General features: G+C 51.2%; 18 protein-coding genes. 15 read left to right on the top strand and 3 right to left on the bottom strand.

What is annotated here, in order from left to right:
* Positions 1 to 15: 15 nt before the first annotated feature.
* Positions 16 to 678, bottom strand: a complete 663-nt coding sequence (locus ACOQPU_RS18890; protein ID WP_420641386.1) for a helix-turn-helix domain-containing protein — start codon at positions 676 to 678, stop codon at positions 16 to 18.
* Positions 679 to 841: 163 nt separating this feature from the next.
* Between ACOQPU_RS18890 and ACOQPU_RS18895 the strand changes: the two genes are divergently transcribed.
* From ACOQPU_RS18895 to ACOQPU_RS18910, 4 genes are read left to right on the top strand one after another with little or no spacing between them, the layout of a single operon-like run.
* Positions 842 to 1,792, top strand: a complete 951-nt coding sequence (locus tag ACOQPU_RS18895; RefSeq protein WP_420641387.1) for an alpha/beta hydrolase family esterase — start codon at positions 842 to 844, stop codon at positions 1,790 to 1,792.
* Positions 1,793 to 1,794: 2 nt separating this feature from the next.
* Positions 1,795 to 2,394, top strand: coding sequence for a GNAT family N-acetyltransferase (locus tag ACOQPU_RS18900; protein WP_420641388.1), 600 nt, complete (start codon positions 1,795 to 1,797; stop codon positions 2,392 to 2,394).
* A complete protein-coding gene (locus ACOQPU_RS18905) occupies positions 2,381 to 3,181 on the top strand; it encodes an RNA polymerase sigma factor (RefSeq protein ID WP_420641389.1) in 801 nt (266 codons plus the stop codon). Before ACOQPU_RS18900 ends, ACOQPU_RS18905 begins: the two co-directional genes overlap by 14 nt.
* A gap of 55 nt (positions 3,182 to 3,236) precedes the next feature.
* A complete protein-coding gene (locus ACOQPU_RS18910) occupies positions 3,237 to 3,710 on the top strand; it encodes an SRPBCC domain-containing protein (RefSeq protein WP_420641390.1) in 474 nt (157 codons plus the stop codon).
* A gap of 106 nt (positions 3,711 to 3,816) precedes the next feature.
* Here the strand turns inward: ACOQPU_RS18910 and ACOQPU_RS18915 are convergent, their stop codons facing one another.
* Both ACOQPU_RS18915 and ACOQPU_RS18920 read right to left on the bottom strand, forming a co-directional pair.
* On the bottom strand, positions 3,817 to 4,242 hold the full coding sequence (locus tag ACOQPU_RS18915) for an Hsp20/alpha crystallin family protein (RefSeq protein ID WP_420641391.1): 426 nt from the start codon (positions 4,240 to 4,242) through the stop codon (positions 3,817 to 3,819).
* 220 nt (positions 4,243 to 4,462) lie between these two features.
* Positions 4,463 to 5,545 carry a polysaccharide deacetylase family protein gene (locus ACOQPU_RS18920; RefSeq protein ID WP_420641392.1) on the bottom strand — a complete coding sequence of 361 codons (1,083 nt, stop codon included), beginning with the start codon at positions 5,543 to 5,545 and terminating at the stop codon, positions 4,463 to 4,465.
* A gap of 154 nt (positions 5,546 to 5,699) precedes the next feature.
* On the opposite strand from ACOQPU_RS18920, the gene ACOQPU_RS18925 reads away from it, so the two are divergent.
* The 11 genes from ACOQPU_RS18925 to recQ all read left to right on the top strand — a co-directional run bounded on the left by ACOQPU_RS18925 (position 5,700) and on the right by recQ (position 18,529).
* On the top strand, positions 5,700 to 6,317 hold the full coding sequence (locus ACOQPU_RS18925) for a sigma-70 family RNA polymerase sigma factor (RefSeq protein WP_420641393.1): 618 nt from the start codon (positions 5,700 to 5,702) through the stop codon (positions 6,315 to 6,317).
* Positions 6,318 to 6,498: 181 nt separating this feature from the next.
* Positions 6,499 to 7,290, top strand: coding sequence for a hypothetical protein (locus tag ACOQPU_RS18930; RefSeq protein WP_420641394.1), 792 nt, complete (start codon positions 6,499 to 6,501; stop codon positions 7,288 to 7,290).
* Positions 7,291 to 7,369: 79 nt separating this feature from the next.
* The gene (coxB, locus tag ACOQPU_RS18935; RefSeq protein WP_420641395.1) at positions 7,370 to 8,428 is read left to right on the top strand and encodes a cytochrome c oxidase subunit II; all 1,059 of its coding nucleotides are present in this window, start codon (positions 7,370 to 7,372) and stop codon (positions 8,426 to 8,428) included.
* Positions 8,429 to 8,446: 18 nt separating this feature from the next.
* Positions 8,447 to 10,600, top strand: coding sequence for a cytochrome c oxidase subunit I (locus ACOQPU_RS18940; RefSeq protein WP_420641396.1), 2,154 nt, complete (start codon positions 8,447 to 8,449; stop codon positions 10,598 to 10,600).
* A 28-nt stretch (positions 10,601 to 10,628) separates the two neighbouring features.
* On the top strand, positions 10,629 to 10,832 hold the full coding sequence (locus ACOQPU_RS18945; RefSeq protein ID WP_420641397.1) for a cytochrome C oxidase subunit IV family protein: 204 nt from the start codon (positions 10,629 to 10,631) through the stop codon (positions 10,830 to 10,832).
* On the top strand, positions 10,832 to 11,491 hold the full coding sequence (locus ACOQPU_RS18950) for a cytochrome c oxidase subunit 3 (RefSeq protein ID WP_420641398.1): 660 nt from the start codon (positions 10,832 to 10,834) through the stop codon (positions 11,489 to 11,491). Before ACOQPU_RS18945 ends, ACOQPU_RS18950 begins: the two co-directional genes overlap by 1 nt.
* 52 nt (positions 11,492 to 11,543) lie before the next feature.
* A complete protein-coding gene (locus tag ACOQPU_RS18955; protein ID WP_420641399.1) occupies positions 11,544 to 12,488 on the top strand; it encodes a cytochrome c oxidase assembly protein in 945 nt (314 codons plus the stop codon).
* 31 nt (positions 12,489 to 12,519) lie between these two features.
* Positions 12,520 to 13,296 carry an SURF1 family protein gene (locus ACOQPU_RS18960; RefSeq protein ID WP_420641400.1) on the top strand — a complete coding sequence of 259 codons (777 nt, stop codon included), beginning with the start codon at positions 12,520 to 12,522 and terminating at the stop codon, positions 13,294 to 13,296.
* The gene (locus tag ACOQPU_RS18965) at positions 13,293 to 13,859 is read left to right on the top strand and encodes a hypothetical protein (protein ID WP_420641401.1); all 567 of its coding nucleotides are present in this window, start codon (positions 13,293 to 13,295) and stop codon (positions 13,857 to 13,859) included. The genes ACOQPU_RS18960 and ACOQPU_RS18965 overlap by 4 nt, the downstream gene beginning before the upstream one ends.
* 98 nt (positions 13,860 to 13,957) lie before the next feature.
* Positions 13,958 to 16,273, top strand: coding sequence for a transglutaminase-like domain-containing protein (locus ACOQPU_RS18970; RefSeq protein ID WP_420641402.1), 2,316 nt, complete (start codon positions 13,958 to 13,960; stop codon positions 16,271 to 16,273).
* 105 nt (positions 16,274 to 16,378) lie between these two features.
* The gene (gene recQ, locus ACOQPU_RS18975) at positions 16,379 to 18,529 is read left to right on the top strand and encodes a DNA helicase RecQ (RefSeq protein WP_420641403.1); all 2,151 of its coding nucleotides are present in this window, start codon (positions 16,379 to 16,381) and stop codon (positions 18,527 to 18,529) included.
* Position 18,530: the final 1 nt, after the last annotated feature.

Here is an 18,530-nt window from a genome sequence, read left to right on the forward strand (position 1 = left end):
GCTGTATCGGGAAATTTAGTAAGTGATTTCCAGCAAACTTTCGGCTACCTGGCGCAGCTGGGCGACATCCATCTCGCTCAGCTTTTTGGCTGTGTCCAGGTAACTGACGTTCACAGGATTAATGAGGAATGCCTGCATGGCTGGGTCCATCCGTTGGAATTGGCGTTCCAGCTTTTGCTTGGCTTCATGCCGGCCGAGCGGGCCATGCACATCATCCAAAAAGTAGTTCACAGAAACATCAAGCTGGCGGCAAATGAGTTCCAGGTGCAGGTAAGGAATGGGTTGCTCGCCCATTTCATATGATTTGAGCAACTCTTCGTCCATTTCCAATGCTTCGGCCAGGTCGGCCAGCGATTGGCGGCTGCGGAGCCGCTGCTGGCTCAGCAAAACGCCAATGACGCGATGGCGTAAGGTGATGAGATTGGCAAAATCCAGCTCGGCTTCGGTTTTGAGTGGTTCGCTGCCCCAGAAGTAGCCCATAGGAATATCCAAGAAGAGTGCCAGGGCTTCCAGTTGAGGCAGTGAAACGGGATAATCGCCTGACTCAATTTTGCTATATTCTGCTGGTTTTACACCTAAAACGGCCGCACACTCTTTCTTGGTGCGTCCAAAATGTTCCCTGGCTTCTTTTACCAGGTTTCCCAACATTTTTGCGCGTTCTGGGTTTAATTCACTCATTAGATTTTCTCTTGCCAGATGTGTTTATTTTTGGCTGGGTTGAACTGGGGAAGATATTAACATAATTCAGTTTGTGGCACAACTTTGCAACTTTTTTAGAAACGGCCGTTACTTACCTAATAAATAAAATCATTACACAAACTGTATTAGTTGGAGGTGCGCTATGAAGCTGTTTCGGGTGGTTGCTGTTGTTGTAACTGTGTTGTTGCTGTCGGCATGTGAACGGCCGTCTCCTGTTAACCTTCAGACGGAAATGTTGGAAATTGACGGGGTTGAGCGCACGTACCATATTTATTTCCCTTCTGACTTTAACGAGACGGATGCTGCTCCACTGGTGCTGGCACTGCATGGCGGCGGTGGGCGAGGTATAAAATTTAATCAAGGAACAGCCAATACATTTATTCCGGCAGCAGAAAGTCGTGGGATGGTGGCGGTATTTCCTGAAGGGGTTGATAATCAATGGTGCGACGGCCGTTTTGAACATCTGGCAGAAGGTCGAGATTGCTCCGAGATTGATGACCTCGCTTTTTTAGAAGGTATTGTTGACCAAATGGTGGCTGAGTATGGGATTGATCCAGCGCGAGTGTATGCGACGGGCATCTCCAATGGAGGTTTTATGTCTGTGCGACTGGCTCTGGAATTAACTGAGCGACTGGCGGCGGTTGCGCCAGTTACAGCCCAGCTTTCTGTGGCGTTGGCAGAGCAAGAACCTGACTTGCCCATCTCTATTATGATCGTAAATGGCACAGACGATCCGCTTGTGCCGTTTGATGGTGGGGACGTGAAGTTGTTTGAATCTGGTCGCAGTCGAGGCGAGATTTTATCCACAGACGCGACCATTGAACGGTTTCGTAGCTACAATCGCTGTACGGGTTCGGCAGAAATAATTGATTTGCCTGATAGTGAGCCAGAAGATGGAACGGCCGTACAAATTGAAAGTTACACCAACTGCGCTGATAATGCTGACGTGGTATTGGTGCGGGTTGAAGGTGGTGGACATACCTGGCCGGGTGGCCAGCAATATCTGAGTGAGGCATTGGTGGGTGTTGTTAGCCAGGAAATCAACGCTAGCGAACTGATTTTGGACTTTTTTCTTAAGCATGAGCGAGATTGAGGATGGAGATTTTGCTAGAAACAGTGCGGTTACGACTTCGTCGTTTTGCAGTGGCGGATGTGAACCATCTCTTTGCTTTGGATAATGATCCAGAGGTGATGCGTTACCTGAACGGGGGCGTGTCCACGCCGCGCCACGTAGTTGCGCAGGAGATTTTGCCTGGGTTTATGCAGATCGATCCCACAAGGCCAGCTTTTGGCTTTTGGGCAGCAGAAATGAAGGAAAGTGGGGAGTTTGTGGGCTGGTTTAGCATACGGCCGTTGCCAGAAAACCCCCGCCACGCCGCCCTCGGTTACCGGTTGGTGCGTGCCGGCTGGGGGCAAGGGTTGGCCACGGAAGGCGTTCGGGCACTCATCCACAAGGCGTTTGCAGAGCTGGGCGTGGCACGGGTTGTGGCTACAACTTACGAGCACAACATTGCTTCCCGCCACGTCATGGAAAAGGCGGGGATGAGGTTGGTGCGCCGCTTTCGTCTCACCCCGGAGGCGTTGCAGGCCACCGATACGTTTCACACGGAAGCGATGGAACTTTGGGATGGGGATGACGTGGAATATGCATTGGATAAGCTAGATTGGGAGAAGCAGCACAATGACGGCCGATAACTTTACCATGACGTTTGAATCTTTTCGCGGGGAACTGAAATCATTTATCTTGCGCATGACGGCGAGCGTTCAGGATAGCGAAGACATTGTTCAGGAAACATATATCAAGGCACAGGCAAAAATTGATAGCTTCCGAGGGGATTCGGCACTAAAAACGTGGGTCTTTGCCATTGCTGCCAATTTGGCCAGGGATTTACTGCGTGCCAAAAAGCGATGGCCAGAAAATGTGACAGACATTTGCAGAGATGCGGCATTAAGCAATCCGCAATTTTTTCAGGAAGCGATGCAGATTGGGCAAACGTCCCCGCAGGGGCAGTTTGAAATCAAGGAGCATATTTCATTTTGCTTTACCTGCGTGTCCCAATCGTTGCCTTTAGAACAGCAGCTAACCTTACTGCTCAAAGAGGTGTATGGCTTCAAGGTGAAAGAGATCGCCGAAATTATGGCGCAAACAGAGGCGATGGTGAAATATTATTTGCGCGTCGGACGCAGCAAGATGATCGACGTTTTTGACCATCGCTGTTCGCTAATTAACAAGCAGGGGATTTGCCACCAATGCACCGAGCTGAACGGTATTTTTAACCCCAAGCAAGAGGTGCAGGTGGAGCTGGTGAAGATTCAGATGGTACGCGATGCTGAAAATGAAGATAAAGGGAAGCTGTTTGATCTGCGAATGAAAATTTTGCAGGAGCTAGACCCGTTTGAATCGGGGGCGGCTGAGTTGCAGCTCCACCATTTGGAACACAATCGGCAGGTTATGGAAGTGTATTTGGCGGACGATTCGTGACAATCCTATCTTTTTTGGCGGCTGGATCGTCTAAAAAAGAAAAAGGAGCATATTGATGACCAATTTATCTCAATCCCCCAATGGTAAGGCCGTGACCACAAAGACGATGTTTAGCCGGGAAACGGCCGTATCCACCAATATTCAGGCCGATGTGTCCATTATCTGGTCTTTGCTAACGAATGCAGCCGATTTTGCCCGTTGGAACAGTACCGTCATTTCGCTGGATGGGAACATTCAGGTAGGGGAGACGCTGCACCTGAAGTCCACGCTGGATGAAAGCCGAACCTTTAAGCTGAAAGTGAAGGAGATGGAGCCGGAGCGGCGGCTGGTTTGGGGAGATAGCCAGGGCAGTCGTGTTTATACGCTGCAACCAAGCGGAAATGGCGTCATTTTTTCTATGACCGAGAAGATTGGCGGACTGTTCTTTCCCTTGTTTGCCCGCTTTATCCCTCCGTTTGATGACTCATTTGAACAGTTTGCAGCCGATTTGAAACAAGAAGCAGAAGCAATTCAAGCCTCAAAAAATTAGTATATCTGGGCAGAGAAGTTAACCAACTTCTCTGAGAGGCTAAACCCCAAAAATAAAAAGAGGCTGGCGTGACGCCAACCTCTTTTTCACTGTGTATCGGTTTCGTTTAGTTTGCGTTGATGGTGATGCGCTTGGGCTTCACAGCTTCGGCTTTGGGCACGTTTAGGCTGAGAATGCCGTTGGTGTAAGTGGCTTCGATTGCGTCCCTATTGACGGCCATCGGGAAGCGAATGCTGCGGCTGAAACGGCCGTAACGACGCTCGCGCAGATGATATTTGGCCTCTTCCACTTCCTCTTCTCGCTGAATTTCACCTTTCAGCAGCAACACGTCATCTTCCAATGTGATTTCAATATCTTCCACATTGACGCCAGGAACAGTAGCTTTTACGAGATAGTTATCTTCGGTTTCAGCCACGTCCAGGGCAATGTTCCAGTTTGAGGCGGTGCGGGTATACGGCCGTTCAAACAGGCGATCAAATTCATTCATCAAGCTAACAGGATTCATAGGGTTCCAACGAACTACTTTTGTCATCTTTTCACACTCCTTACGTTTTAGGTGTTTGCAAATTTTGTAATCGGGAGGCGGCAGCGGCCCAAAATTGAAATTAACGAAACGAGCCACTGCCACCTACACCGTCGTTTTCTTAAGTACAGTTGGCATTTTCGGCCAGAAACGTAAGAAAAATATATGCGGGATGTTAGAAGTTCATCGGAGAAATGTAGAAACTTTGTTAACGGGTGGCGCGTTATTTTTACTCCCAGGTGGAATTGACCAAATCTACAAATTCTGGCAGGGGTGTGTCGTTGCGAACACGCAGGCGAGGCCAGGTAAACCGGTTGGCAAAGCCAAGCGCATCCCCGCTAAATGTGGTCACCGCACCCCAAAAATCTAGCCGCTGCAGAGTGGAGAGCACGTTTTCATCGTAGCGGCCAGCAGGGTACGAAAAGTAGCGGGGAGTGTAGCCAATGTGGAACGCGAGCGTCTCCTGCGGACCGAGAATTTCCCAGATGAGGTAAGCGTCGTCGCGGGCGCGTAGGTCTGGATGGGTGCGAGAGTGTGGCTCAAAACGGTGGCCACTGGTAGCCATCGCTTCAATCATGGGCCAAGTCATGTAGCCTGCGCGGTTGCTGTCTATAAATTCGGTGGGAATAAAGAAGGTGCCCACAAAGCCGAACTGTTGCAGGATGGGATAGGCGTTTTCGTAATTGTCCAGGTAGCCATCATCAAAGGTGAGGATGACGGGTTTGGGTGGCAGCGGTTCGTGGTTGGTGATGGCGCGAGAGAGTGTGTAAAAGTCGATGGGAGTGTGGCCATTGTCAGCCAGATATTGCATTTGGGCCTGGAAGTTGTCTGGCGACACGGAGAGATCGGTGCGATAAATATCGGCATCTTCAGGCGGGATGCTGATGTAATGGTACATGAGGATGGGTACCGTGACGGTGATGGTGCTGCTAATGCCATCTTGCGGTGTTGGTAGCGGTGGGATGGGTGATGGAGTCATTGTCGCCGTGGCCGTCCAGAGGGGGTTGGGAGTTATGCTGGGCGTGTGAGTTGGCGTGCTCGTTGGCGTTTGGCTAGGTGTAGGGGTTTGCGTGACTGTGGGCGTGTAGGTTGGCGTGGCGGTGTTGGCAATGGTGGGGGTAGGGGCAACGGTGTTGAGAACGTTGCTCTCAGGTGCGGCGGTGCTGGCGATGGCCACGGCCGTTTCTCCCGCCCCTCTTTCATTTAGCACAGTCCCCACAAAAAAGAGCAGCAGCACAAACAGCAGCAGTGAACCAAACAGTTCTCCGCCACGGCCGTTTCTTACATGCGTACTCTCCCATTTTTCTGCCATAAGCGTGGAGCATAACGAAGCCCAAAACGGCCGTCAAGCACGTTTAGCCCACGGATCAACCACGCACAGATTTCGGTTTTGTTAGGCAGGCAATGTGCCATCTGTTATACTGCCGTTCCGCATGTGAAAGATGCTTTTTTAGGAAGAGGACACGTTGAGTTCACCCATTGATGAAAAAGTGCTAATCGAGCGCGCCAAAGAAGATAAAGATGCTTTTGGGCAACTTTACGAGCTTTACGTAGACCGAATTTATAATTATGTCTACTACCGCACGGGCAACGTAGCGGATGCTGAGGATTTGACAGCCAAAATCTTTGTCCGAGCCATGAAGCATATCCCCCGATACCAGGATAAAGGAGTGCCGTTTTCAGCCTGGCTGTACCGCATTGCCCACAATCTGGTAGCCAACTGGCACCGGGACAACAGCCGTCGCCAAATGGTAGCGTTGGACGACATTACGCATTGGCATGTGGGGGATGAAAGCCCGGAGTTTGCCACCCAGCTTTTGGAAGATAAAAGTTTGCTGCTAGACGCAATTCGCCGACTGCCAACTGACCGCCAGGAGTTGTTAATTCTTAAATTTGTCGAGCGGCTGTCGAACGCGGAAATTGGCGATATTATGGGTCGTAGCGAGGGGGCGATTAAGTCACTTTATCATCGCACATTACTCTCGCTGCGCGACGACTTGCGTGAACGTCATGGGACTGATTCTGTGTCTACGCCATCTCGTACCAGATCGCTTTTTAGACGGCCGTTTTCCAGTCGGCGATGAGCTGTTGGCAAGGTGGCTGGCTGTTGCTTGACAATTAGATTGTGCTAAAATCCACAAACGAGAGGAAACAACTCAAAACGCATGATCTGACACCTGCACATACTTCCAATGACACTTTTTGGCGACCGGAGCCTTCTCGCAGAAAACGTGATTGCGCGAGACCCCGGCAGGAGAAGAACCATTGAAAACATCTGAATCTTGGAAAACCTGGCTGCCGCTGATTGGTTTGCTCATTATTTTTGCGGTGGTAACGGCCATTTGGCCTGCGCTGGCCGATGCGTTTTCTTTGCCGTCACTATCCTTTGGCGGGGGCAGCAGCACTCCGCTGCCGACTGAAATTGAACCCATTAGTCTGGAAGCACTGAAAACAAGCCTGGCTGCTTCGCCGCTATCAGGTGCGGCAGAAGCCTTACCGGATGAAATCTCTCCATTTGTGGGGTTGGCAGTAGTCGCTGCGTTGGCTATCGGTGGCGTTGTGGTTGTTGGTGGTGGCATTGCGTTTATTACTCGGTTGCTTTCCAATATTCGCAACAACACGTTAGAAAGCGAGGCGTTCAACGAACACCAAAATGCCCTGGACCAACGCACCAAAGAGCAGCTAACGCAAATGCGAGACGGCCGTACCACCGATCCCACCCCGTCACATCAAATGCCGCGCTGGTCGATCATTAGCAACACGCTCATTGTGCTCATGTTTATTGGCTTTGCCACCATGGTTTTTGTGCGCAATTTCTTTCCAGAAGGCTACATCATCAACGACGAGGGTCAGTTTGTTAGCGTCACCATGCCCGTCTTCCTCGTATTAGCGGCCATTACATTGGCAATCATTGGCTGGCGGTTGCGGCCACAAAAACTTGATGCGGTTGATGACACAGATTTCGGCCGAATCCCCTGGGATTTTATTGCCGTACTCATAACTGGCCTTATCATGATAGGGCTAGGAATTGGCTTTATGGCTTATTTGAATGCCTAAATTCGGAAATTTGCTTGTGATTTGTTTAACAATAATCAAAAGCTAGTTGCATGTAAAACCGTAAGGAAAAGAGAGAAACATGGGAAAATTGAAACACCCAATAATCGTTGGTGTGCTTACACTAATCTCAGCCACAGGTTTGTACTTCCTATTTGATTGGATGTTTACCCGGCCCAAAGCCGCCAGTGCCCAAGCTGCACCGATTGAAGACCTGTTTCAGGCACACTTCATCATGATGGCCCTCCTGTTTGCTTTAATCATGGTCATCATGCTTTATGCCGTTGTTGTTTTTCGTCGTCGTCCTGGTGATGACTCTGATGGCCCCCACATTCATGGCAACACTGGCTTAGAAATTGCCTGGACAATTATTCCAACCATTGTCGTCATCGGGTTTGGTGTATATGGCTTGGTCCTCTTTCGTGAGGTAACGGCCGAACAGACTGACGAGATGGTAGTAGAGGTTGTTGGTCGACAATGGTCTTGGAGCTTTGAATATCCCGATGCCGAGGTTAGCTCAGCCCGACTGGTGCTGCCTGTGGATCAACCCATTTTGCTTGAGATGTACTCGGAAGATGTGCTACATTCATTTTGGGTGCCTGAATTCCGCGTGAAACAAGACCTTGTGCCAGGCTCCATGATGCCGCTGCGCATCACGCCCACCGAGATTGGCAGCTACCGCTTGCGCTGTGCCGAAATTTGCGGCACTGGCCATTCAGACATGCTGGCCGATGTTGAAGTGGTTTCCCGAGCTGACTTTGAACAGTTTTTAATTGATTCTGCCTTCCGTTATTCAGACCTCACCCCCGAAGAGCGTGGCGAGCAGTTTTATGTGGAACTTACATGCAATGGTTGCCACTCATTAGATGGCACTGTTGGTGCTGGGCCTTCCTGGCAAGGCATTTACCTGCGCGAAGAAGTGCTAAACGACGGTTCTGTAGTAATTGCCGATGATGATTATCTTCGCCGCTCAATTATCAACCCGAATGAGCAAATCGTTCAAGGCTTCAACGAGGGTGCCATGCCTCAGAATTTTGGGGAACGCATTGCCACCGTAGAGGCAGAGATTCTGGCTAACGAGGGTGTCGAGATTGATGTTATTGCTGACCTCATTGCATTTATGCAGACGTTGGATCAATAAGTTCTAGAGGAAAAATCTATGACTACATTACTGAAAATTGTTCGCTCAAGATTTGCCTTTGCGTTAGTCGCTGCGCTGTTTGGCGGTGTGGTAGGCCTCGTGCTAGCAGCATTAGTACAGGCTATATTTATCTTAGAGCCAATTGCCAACTTTGTGAAGTTCCTGCTGCAATTCTTGCTTATTCCAGCTACTACGCTTGATTCCGCTTATCCAGTTGCTATCAACGTCATTGCTGTGTTAATCATCGTTGGCCACGTTGTCGTTGGGTTTGGGAGTGCTTTGGGTTTATTCCAGAACACACGCCTTGGCCGCTTCCTCTACTACTCATCCGAAACAGCCCTGGTGTGGGGTCTGTTTGGTCAGGCTGTCTCCTTTGCGGCAGGTAACGCATTTATCAATCTCTTCCGTATATTGGGTGGTGCCCAGTGGGACTGGCTGAATGAAGGGGCCGTCGTCTTTGGAGCCATTATTAGTATTATCGGCTCCTTGCTTGGTGCGGGCGTTCTTACCGATTGGCTGTTGTGGATTGGCGGTCATAAAACCCCGCTGCGCCACGGCGCACCGGAAGGCAAACCAGAATGGTTCCGCTACTTCAGCGTAGACGTTAATCACAAAGTAATTGGCATTCAATACGGTGTGACTAGCCTCCTCGTTTTATTTGTTGGTGGTATCTTCGCCATCATCTTCCGGCTGGAACTATCTCAGCCAGGTATGCAATTCCTAAACTTCGACCAGTACAATACCCTGTTTAGTGCCCACGGCATCGTCATGATTGTTAGCATCTTGTTGGGTATCGGTGCCATGAGCAACTACCTAGTACCCCTGATGATTGGTGCCTCTGACATGGCTTTCCCGCGTTTGAATGCCTTCAGCTACTGGATCAGCGTTCCATCAATCGTTCTTGTCCTGGCGGGGATGGCTGTTGGCGGTTGGGACACAGGATGGGTAGCTTATGCGCCACTTTCTTTGAACCCGGCAATGTTGGGTGTACAGCTCTTCTTGCTTGGCTTCTATATGAACGGCTTCTCCTCAATTGCCAGTGCCATCAATATTATCGTCTCCACCTTCACTATGCGGGCCAAAGGTATGACGCTGTTCCGTATGCCAATTTTTGTATGGGGAGCGTTAGCTGCGGCACTCATCCAGTTTACTGCTACGCAGACAGTTGGTGTGGCGTTGAGCATGACCATTGCGGAGAGAACATTGGGTCTCACTTTCTTTAACCCGGCTAATGGGGGTGATCCGATCTTATACCAGCATCTGTTCTGGTTCTACTCACATCCCGTCGTTTATGTGTTTGTGTTACCGGGGCTGGGTATTATTAGTGAACTGCTGCCGGTATTCTCTCGCAAGCCGCTCTTTGGTTACCGTTGGATTGCACTTTCCAGCTTGGGCATTGCGCTGGTTGGCTTTTTAGTTTGGGCGCACCATATGTTTGTAGCCGGCATGAGCGATACGTTACGCATTGTCTTTATGATTTCCACCATGTTTGTTGCTATCCCCACAGGGGTGAAATTCTTCAGTTGGGTAGCCACAATGTGGGAAGGAAAATTGTCATTTGAGACGCCAATGTTGTTTGTGGTTGGTGCTATTTCAGTTTTTCTGATCGGGGGCGTTACCGGACCCATCCTGGGTACGATTCCCACCGACATGCATTTGCATGATAGCTATTGGGTAGTGGGTCATTTCCATGCTACGATGTTTGGTGGCTTTATCTTCCCATTCTGTGCGGCTCTTTATTATTGGTATCCCAAGATTACGGGGCACATGTACAAGGAATCTTTAGGCAGGCTTCATTTTTGGTTGATGGTGCCTGGATTTTGGGTCATGAGCTTTGGCCAGATGAGCATCGGTATTTTGGGCATGAATCGTCGCTACGCTGATTATGAACCCGCATTGGGCATCGGCAATACGCAAATCCTGATTACAATTACAGCTTTGGTAATTGGCTGGTCTTTATTAATTATGGTGTACAATTTCATCGCCAGTGCCCGCACAGAACCCGTGGCAGAGACAAATCCGTGGCGTTCCCGCTCTCCAGAATGGCAAACGCCAACACCTATTCCTGAGTTCAATTATGATGTGCCGTTTGAAGTTGTGGGCGATCCATATGATTATGGTTTGGCTTCGTCGCAATACATTAATACGGCACCGGCAGCTACCGGAGACTAACTGCTAGCCTTACAAGGAGGATGTGGAAGTGAGTGACGCAAAAAAAGTCGCGCAGCGCACAGGTTTGTATGTTTTTCTGGCACTGCTGGTTTTAACAATTGTTGAATCCATCGTTGGTGGTTTAGAGACGCCAATTACGGTCTTGCTATTAATTATTGCTTTGGTAAAGGCCGCCCTGATTATTTACTTTTTTATGCATGTATATCGCTTATGGCGTGAGGAGAGTCATTGATGAGTTCAGCAACTGCAGAAGCGCATCATGATGCCCATGAAGATGGACATGGTCACAGCCATGAACTGTCCTGGCCCGAACAGTTACGGGCTAACCGGATGGGACTTTGGCTGTTTTGTATTTCGGAAGTTTTTCTGTTCTTGGCTCTGTTAGCGGCTCGTTTTTATTTATGGGGCGGCGAACGGCCAGAATTGAGCCAGGGCCTGGGACTAATTACGACGACGGTGCTGCTGGTAAGTAGTTACTTTATATTCCGTGGTGAAACTGCAATGGAGCATGGAGACCGCAAGACATTTTTGAGCAGCTTCATGGTTGCGGCCGTTTTAGGGTTCATCTTCTTCATCGGTGTGGTTGTGTTGGAGTGGAATATCTTTGGCCTGGAATTAGAGCTGTTTGGCATTGAATGGTTTGGTCACCTGAAGCCAACCGATGGCGTCTTTGGCGGTGTCTTTTTTGCCATGACTGGTATGCATGCTCTACACGTATTGAGCGGATTGATTCTCATTTTGTTTGTCTGGAATCTGGGTCGCAAAGGGCATTTTTCAGAAGATAAGCATTGGGGTGTTGAGGCTTGTGCTATCTACTGGCATTACGTAGATGTGGTGTGGGTCTTTTTCTACCCGGCACTCTATCTGATTGGTACGGTAGGACATAGTTAACATCGAGAATCGGTGTTTGGTAGTTAGTTAACGGAATACAAGCGAGAAAAATATGGATCCCATTACGAAAGCAATTTTGCTCTCCTGGGATTGGAAGATTGAAGTGATTGTCGTCCTGGCTTTGGCCGGGACGCTTTATTCTAGGGGATGGTGGCAGCTGCGTCAGCGGGCTGGCGGGTCTGCACATCGTTACCAGCGATCTGTGCGGTCACGCTGGCGGCTGGCAGTGAGTTGGCGGCTGGTCGCCTACTGGGTGGGGCTAATTTCGGTAGCACTGGCTTTGCTATCACCCATTGACGCCTTAGGGCAGCAGCTTTTTTTTATGCACATGGTGCAGCATTTGCTGCTGATCATGATTGCACCGCCGCTGCTGCTCATTGCCAACCCGATGCCATTTGTGTTGTGGGGGCTACCACGTGGGCTGCGCCTGAGCATAGGCGGCTTGTTTAGCCAGGCATTGCATCGGGAATCTGGCTTTCGGCAATGGCTGCGTAAGCTAACCCAACCGGGTATTGTGTGGATGGTGTGGGTGATCTCGCTCATTGGGTGGCATGATCCGGGCATGTATAATGCGGCGTTGCGGTATGAGTGGGTGCATAATGTTGAGCATCTCACCTTTTTTATTGCTAGCATGCTGCTGTGGTGGCACTTAACTGGCGCAGGGCCGCGGGTATACAAACAGTTTGGCTTGCTGGGCCGCATTGGGTTGGTAATTTCGGTGGTGCCACCCAATATGGTAACCGGCATTGTGCTGTCGTTTGCGGAGCAAGGTTATTACTCTTATTATGAAAATGTGCCTCGCCTGTGGGGCTTTGATGTGCTGATGGACCAGCAGCTTGGTGGCCTGATTATGTGGGTGCCGGGGAGTATGATGTATATTGTGGCGGCGTTGATTTTAATCGGCCGTTTTTTGAGCCAGGAAGATCGCAAGCCGCCGTTGCCGAAGTCAGAGTGGGCATCCGCAGGGGTAGCCAGTGCCCCTGGTTTGGAGCAATAGCAGGCACGTAAGGGGAAGGGTTGGGCCGATCATGAACTTGTTAAGAAAATTATTTAGCCGCCGCTGGTTGGGTGGCACGCTGTTGGTGCTGGTTGCTGTTGGGCTATTCGTGCGTTTAGGCATTTGGCAGCTCGATCGTTTGGAACAGCGTCGAGCTGAAAACGCGGCTTTGCAAGCTGTGCTTGATTTGCCGCCATTGGATTTGGCGGAACCGCTGCCAGATGGGCCAGAAGCATTGGAAAATCGGTTGGCAACGGTGAGTGGATGGTATGATTTTGCCAATGAGCGGGTGATTTTGCTACAACCGTGGCAAGGGCGACCGGGCGTGCAGTTAATAACACCGTTGATGATTGAGGGTGGGGATACGGCCGTTCTCATCAACAGAGGCTGGGTGCCACAAGCAGATTATGAGGCAGGGGCGTTAAATCAATATCGTTTTGAAACGGGCTTGGTGCAGGTTGATGGCTATCTGGCTTTAAGCCAGCCTGGCCGTAACGGAAGCAGCGAAGCGGCAGGCAGTGACCTGTACCGGGTGGATATTCCTGCCATCGAAGCCGCATTGCCGTATGAGGTGCTGCCCATATTTATGGTAGAGGCACCGGGCGAAGCAGTGGAGCTGGAGCCACCATTGCGAGCGGCGCGTGAAGTTGATTTATCGGAAGGGCCGCATTTAAGCTATGCGCTGCAATGGTTTATTTTTAGTGTGCTTACGGGTGGTCTGTATTTGGTTTTTGTGCGGCGTTCAGAGCGGGAACGGCCGCTTCGACCTCGCTCAGCGCAGGCGTCTCCTCCTCAAAATAAATCATGAATAAAAAAGATAGTGTGATGATGATGAGAAGATGGCCATGGTGCTTGTTGATTATGCTGGCCTTTTACCTGTTGCCGGTTAGCCAACTGTTGGCACATGGTGGTGGGGAGCTAAAAGTGGGCAGTGCACCCATTGGCAGCTATTTGGTTTCTGCCTGGGTGAACCCACCAACGGTGCAGGCTGGGCAAGTGATCCACGTGACGGTGGGTATTGCACGGGAAAGTACGGGCGAGCCGGTGTTGGACGCAACCGTAAATGTGCTGATTGTGAATAGAGCAGGGGATGTGGTCGCAACGGCCGTTGCGACCACCGAACAATCTGTTAATCGGCTGTTTTATGAAGCTGATTTAGAGCCAATGCCAACGGGCAATTACGAGATGCAGGTTGTGGTGAGTGGGCAAGCGGGTGAAGGGGATATTGCTTTCCCGCTGACGGTAACACCGCGCTCGATATTGCCCTGGGTGGGGGGCATTGCGGCTGGCTTGTTTGTGATTGGCTTGGTGGTGCTTGTCTGGCGGCGAGGGGATTCCAAGGCGGTTCCGCGCAGACGATCTGTAGATTAAGCGTCAATGAAGCATCAGCTATTTGAGTGACATTTTGGTGACAACCATTTATAATTCTTTGCAAGAAGAAGAAACGAAAAAACGCCGGGGATGTTTACATGCGCCTAAGACCACGATTACAAGAAGGATGGTCCACGCTCTTTTTACTGTGGGCCATGATCCTCATTTCAGCGATGGCAATTGCCCGCGCTGACCTCATTTTTGGCTTACACGTTATTCCGATGGTTGGCACTGCTGCTTTATTGGCGGGTACCCTGCTAGCCAAAAGCCAATTTTCTCCCAATCGTGCCCATCTGTTTTCATTGATATACGGTTTGTTTGTTGTGTTTGTCATGGTGGGCACGGTAGATACTTTTGCCGCCATGCCATGGCGTGACCGTATTCTGGATGCGGAAAATGGCATTATCATGCGCCAGGTTATTTGGCTGCAAAAGCTGATTGATGGTGGCACCAGTCGGGATGGGCTGATTTTTGTCTTCCAGACGTCAATGATTTATTGGATTTTGGGGTATACGGCCGCTTGGTACACATTCCGTAAGCCGCGTGTTTGGTGGGCCGTGGTTCCAACCGGGCTGGTTTTACTGAGCGTGGTCTACTACTATGCTGGGCCGCGCCCACTGCAAATGTATTTGGCACTTTACATGCTGCTGGCTCTGCTGTTTGTGGCGCGCACCTTCCTGGTGGAGCAAGAAAAAGGGTGGCGATCCAGCTCCGTGCGCTATGAAAAGCGCATCTGGTTTAATTTTATACGGGCAGGATTTGTTGCCGCACTGTTAGCGTTAATTTTTGCTTGGGGGCTACCGCCGCTATCTGCCAGTGCCACCGTCGGGGATGCGCTTAATGGGGCCAGAGGCCCGTGGCGTGAATTTCAGGACAACTGGACGCGGATGTTTTCAGCATTGCGCTCTTACGGCACGACGGTTAGCGACCCTTACCAGGATACATTGGTGTTGGGGGGGCCAAGGACGGTGGGCAATACGGCCGTCATGGACATCATCGTCCCCCAAGAGCTACCCTATGTTTACTGGCAGGCCAAAGTACACCATACCTATGAAGATGGGCAGTGGAAGAGCATCGATGAGCCCTATACGGAATATTTACCTGAAGATGGCGCAATTGATCTGCCGCTTACTGCTGATCGAGAGCTAATCACTCAGACCGTTATTACCTATCTGCCTAATTCCAGCTTCATTTATGGTGCCCCAGACATTGTGAATGTGGACCGGCCAATCAACGTATATGCCAGCCCAGACAACCGTGGTAAACAATTGGTAAGCCAGGTACGGGCCAAATACGTGTTGCAGCTTGGGGATGAATATGAAGTGATTTCCCGCCTCTCGCTAGCGGATGCCAGCAGCTTACGAAGTGCCACTACCAATTATCCAGAGTGGGTAACAGAAACTTATTTGCAACTGCCAGACAATCTCACACCAGAAACGTTGGATTTGGCAGAAGAGCTAACTGCACCGTTCGACAATCCCTTCGATAAAGCAATTTCCATCCGCGACTATTTGCGGGACAATATCGCTTACAACGACCAGATTCAGGCGACGCCGCAAGGGATAGACCCCGTGCATTACACGTTATTTGTCAGTCAGGAGGCGTACTGTACTTATTACGCTTCAGCGATGGCACTTATGCTTCGCTCACAGGGCGTGCCTTCCAGACTGGTTAGCGGGTACGCCCAAGGCAGCTTCGACGAGGAAACCAGCTCTTACCGGGTACAGGCTAGCAATGCCCATACCTGGGTAGAAGTTTACTTTCCAGCGTATGGCTGGATTCAGTTTGAGCCAACCGCTTCCATTCCCGCCTGGGATCGGCCAGAGCAGGTGGGTGGCAGTGGCGGCGGGGATGCTTTTAGCCAATTTACCGCGCAATCCTTCCTGGATCGGGAAGAACTGTTGCAGGAGCGTCTGGAGCCAGAAATTGACAACTCGGTAGATGAGGAGCTTTTGGCAGAGTTGCAGGGTGAGGATCAGCAGCCAGTTGTCGAGCCATCGTTCTGGGATACGTTCCCGGTGTGGCAAGCGGTGGGGGCAACAGTGGTGCTGCTGGTTGCTGTGGCACTCTCGCTATTTGCCAACGAGATGAACAAGCGGGTTGAAGGTGATGTAGATAAGAGCTTCAATCGCTTGCGCAACTGGTCTGCCTGGCTGGGATTATCTGCCCGGGAAACCAACACGCCTTATGAGCAAGCTGAGATTTTGGTAACGGCCGTTCCCGAAGGCAAAGAACCAATCCGCACGTTGACCAGACAGTTTGTCATCAAGCAGTTTAGTGCTGCCAAAGAGTTCGATCTGGGCTTTAATGCGCGCCTTCAATGGAAAAAACTGCGCCCCATCCTCATCCGGCAAACGTTGGCCAAGAAGCTGCAAAACTTCCGCAGCCGCTTCTCCCGCCAGCAAGATGCTTAAAAGAGATTGGAGACTGGAGATTAGAGATTAGATTGCTCGTAATCTCCAGTCTCTAATCTCCAGTCTCCCTTTCCCCTCCAACAATTTTCCCCTAAAATAACGGGCATGATCCAGTCTAAACTCAAACAAATATTCGGCTACGATAGCTTCCGGCCGTTGCAAGAAGAAATTATTCAAAATGTGCTGCGTAAGCAGGATTCACTGGTGGTGATGCCCACCGGTAGCGGCAAATCGCTTTGCTACCAGCTACCCGCACTGGAGTTCGCCGGCCTGACGGTGGTGGTGTCGCCGCTGATTTCGCTGATGGAAGACCAGGTGATGCAGCTACGGGCGTTGGGGGTAACGGCCGTCTTCCTCAACTCCACCCTAGATCATCACGGCTACGACTGGGTTGCCGACCAGCTGCTGGCTGGCTCCGCCAAGCTGCTCTACGCCGCGCCTGAAACGCTGGTGCAGCCGCAAACCCTGGACCTGCTGGCCAAATGCCAGGTAGATTGCCTAACCATTGATGAAGCCCACTGCATCTCCGAGTGGGGCCACGACTTTCGGCCAGAGTATCGCCAACTGGTGGCACTGCGCCGCCGCTTTCCCGATGCGGTTTGCCTGGCGGTTACGGCAACAGCCACCGAGCGGGTGCGGCAGGATATCAAAAGCAGTTTGGCTATTTCCGCTGCGCATCAGTTTGTCGCCAGCTTTAACCGCGAAAACCTAATGCTGTCCGTCGAGCCAAAAACGGACGGATTAGCCCAAACGATCCACTTTTTGCAGGCCCACCCCGATGAATCGGGCATTATTTATTGCAATACGCGCAAGCAGGTAGATTTTTTGGCAGGTGAACTGGCCCGACGCGGCTGGTCGGTGCTACCTTACCATGCCGGTCTGGACGACGCCACGCGCCGCCAAAACCAGCAGGACTTTATCCGTGATGACGTGCCAATTATGGTAGCGACCATCGCCTTTGGGATGGGTATCAACAAGCCCAATGTCCGCTTCATTTTGCATTATGATTTGCCTAAAAATCTGGAAAGCTACTACCAGCAAATTGGCCGGGCGGGGCGGGATGGCCTGCCGTCTGACTGCCTTTTGCTGTTTAGCTACTCAGATGTGCAGACGATCAACTACTTCATTAACCAGCAAGACCCCAGCCAGCAGCAGGGGGCGCGGGCACGGCTGGAAGCGATGCTGGGCTTTGTGGAGACGGCTATTTGTCGGAGACGGCCGTTGCTCAATTACTTCGGCGAGCCATACCACACAGAAAATTGCGAAACCTGCGACAATTGCACCGCCGAGGTGGGTGAACTGGTCGATTTAACCATCCCAGCACAAAAATTCCTCTCCTGCGTCAAGCGCACCGGGGAACTGTTTGGCATCAACCACATCATCGACGTGCTGCGTGGGTCGCGGAGCCAAAAGGTGTTGCAGCGTGGGCACGATAAGCTGTCTACCTACAGCATCGGCCTGGAGTTTAGCAAGAAGGAGTGGCAATATTTGGCACGGCAGTTTGTGCAGCAGGGGTTGATGACGCAGGACATGGAGTACGGCAGCCTCAAGTTAACACCGAAAGCCTATGCCGTTTTCAAGGGGGAACTGGTTCGCGGCACCCTGCCAGACAAGCCACGGGCGGCGCCTTCCGCCACCGATTTCGCCAATTACGATCAGAACTTGTTCCAGCAGCTACGCCAAAAGCGCAAAGCCCTTGCCGACGCGGCAGGCGTGCCGCCTTACGTCATCTTCTCGGACCGGACGCTGGTAGAGATGGCGACGTACTTTCCACAGTCGCGGGCCAGCTTTGGCGAGCTGTACGGCGTGGGCGAGGCGAAGCTAGCTAATTTTGCGGATGATTTTTTGCCGCTGGTTCAGGCGTACTGCGCGGAAAACGGCATCGAGGAAGTGCAGAAGTCGGCTCCGACCACAGTGTCTAAAAGCAGCCGCACGCCGGGTGGTCGGACGTATGAGGTGCTGAATTTGTATAACAACGGCCGTTCCCTCCCCGAACTGTGCCAACAGTACGACGTCAAGCGCAGCACCATTGTGGGCCATCTGTGGAAAGCTATCCAGGCAGGCGAAACGCTGCGGGAAAGCAACTTGCTAGCGCACTCAAAACTCACGCCAGCCCAACAGCAGCAAGCCCTCGCCGCCTTCGCCCAACACGGCACAGAGTATCTGCGCCCCGTCTACGTCGCCCTTAACGAAACAGTTGATTACGAAGAACTCCACCTCCTGCGTCTCCATTTTGTTAGCCAGCTATCGAAATAAG

The sequence above is a fragment of the Candidatus Leptofilum sp. genome, from assembly GCF_965223285.1.
GTDB lineage: Bacteria > Chloroflexota > Anaerolineae > Promineifilales > Promineifilaceae > Leptofilum.

Coding starts and splice junctions, on each gene's coding strand:
- ACOQPU_RS18960 (WP_420641400.1), top strand. CDS start 12,520: ATGAACTTGTTAAGAAAATTATTTAGCCGCCGCTGGTTGGGTGGCACG.
- ACOQPU_RS18965 (WP_420641401.1), top strand. CDS start 13,293: ATGAATAAAAAAGATAGTGTGATGATGATGAGAAGATGGCCATGGTGC.
- ACOQPU_RS18895 (WP_420641387.1), top strand. CDS start 842: ATGAAGCTGTTTCGGGTGGTTGCTGTTGTTGTAACTGTGTTGTTGCTG.
- coxB (WP_420641395.1), top strand. CDS start 7,370: ATGGGAAAATTGAAACACCCAATAATCGTTGGTGTGCTTACACTAATC.
- ACOQPU_RS18940 (WP_420641396.1), top strand. CDS start 8,447: ATGACTACATTACTGAAAATTGTTCGCTCAAGATTTGCCTTTGCGTTA.
- ACOQPU_RS18950 (WP_420641398.1), top strand. CDS start 10,832: ATGAGTTCAGCAACTGCAGAAGCGCATCATGATGCCCATGAAGATGGA.
- ACOQPU_RS18955 (WP_420641399.1), top strand. CDS start 11,544: ATGGATCCCATTACGAAAGCAATTTTGCTCTCCTGGGATTGGAAGATT.
- ACOQPU_RS18915 (WP_420641391.1), bottom strand. CDS start 4,242: ATGACAAAAGTAGTTCGTTGGAACCCTATGAATCCTGTTAGCTTGATG.
- recQ (WP_420641403.1), top strand. CDS start 16,379: ATGATCCAGTCTAAACTCAAACAAATATTCGGCTACGATAGCTTCCGG.
- ACOQPU_RS18900 (WP_420641388.1), top strand. CDS start 1,795: ATGGAGATTTTGCTAGAAACAGTGCGGTTACGACTTCGTCGTTTTGCA.
- ACOQPU_RS18890 (WP_420641386.1), bottom strand. CDS start 678: ATGAGTGAATTAAACCCAGAACGCGCAAAAATGTTGGGAAACCTGGTA.
- ACOQPU_RS18920 (WP_420641392.1), bottom strand. CDS start 5,545: ATGGCAGAAAAATGGGAGAGTACGCATGTAAGAAACGGCCGTGGCGGA.
- ACOQPU_RS18905 (WP_420641389.1), top strand. CDS start 2,381: ATGACGGCCGATAACTTTACCATGACGTTTGAATCTTTTCGCGGGGAA.
- ACOQPU_RS18910 (WP_420641390.1), top strand. CDS start 3,237: ATGACCAATTTATCTCAATCCCCCAATGGTAAGGCCGTGACCACAAAG.
- ACOQPU_RS18970 (WP_420641402.1), top strand. CDS start 13,958: ATGCGCCTAAGACCACGATTACAAGAAGGATGGTCCACGCTCTTTTTA.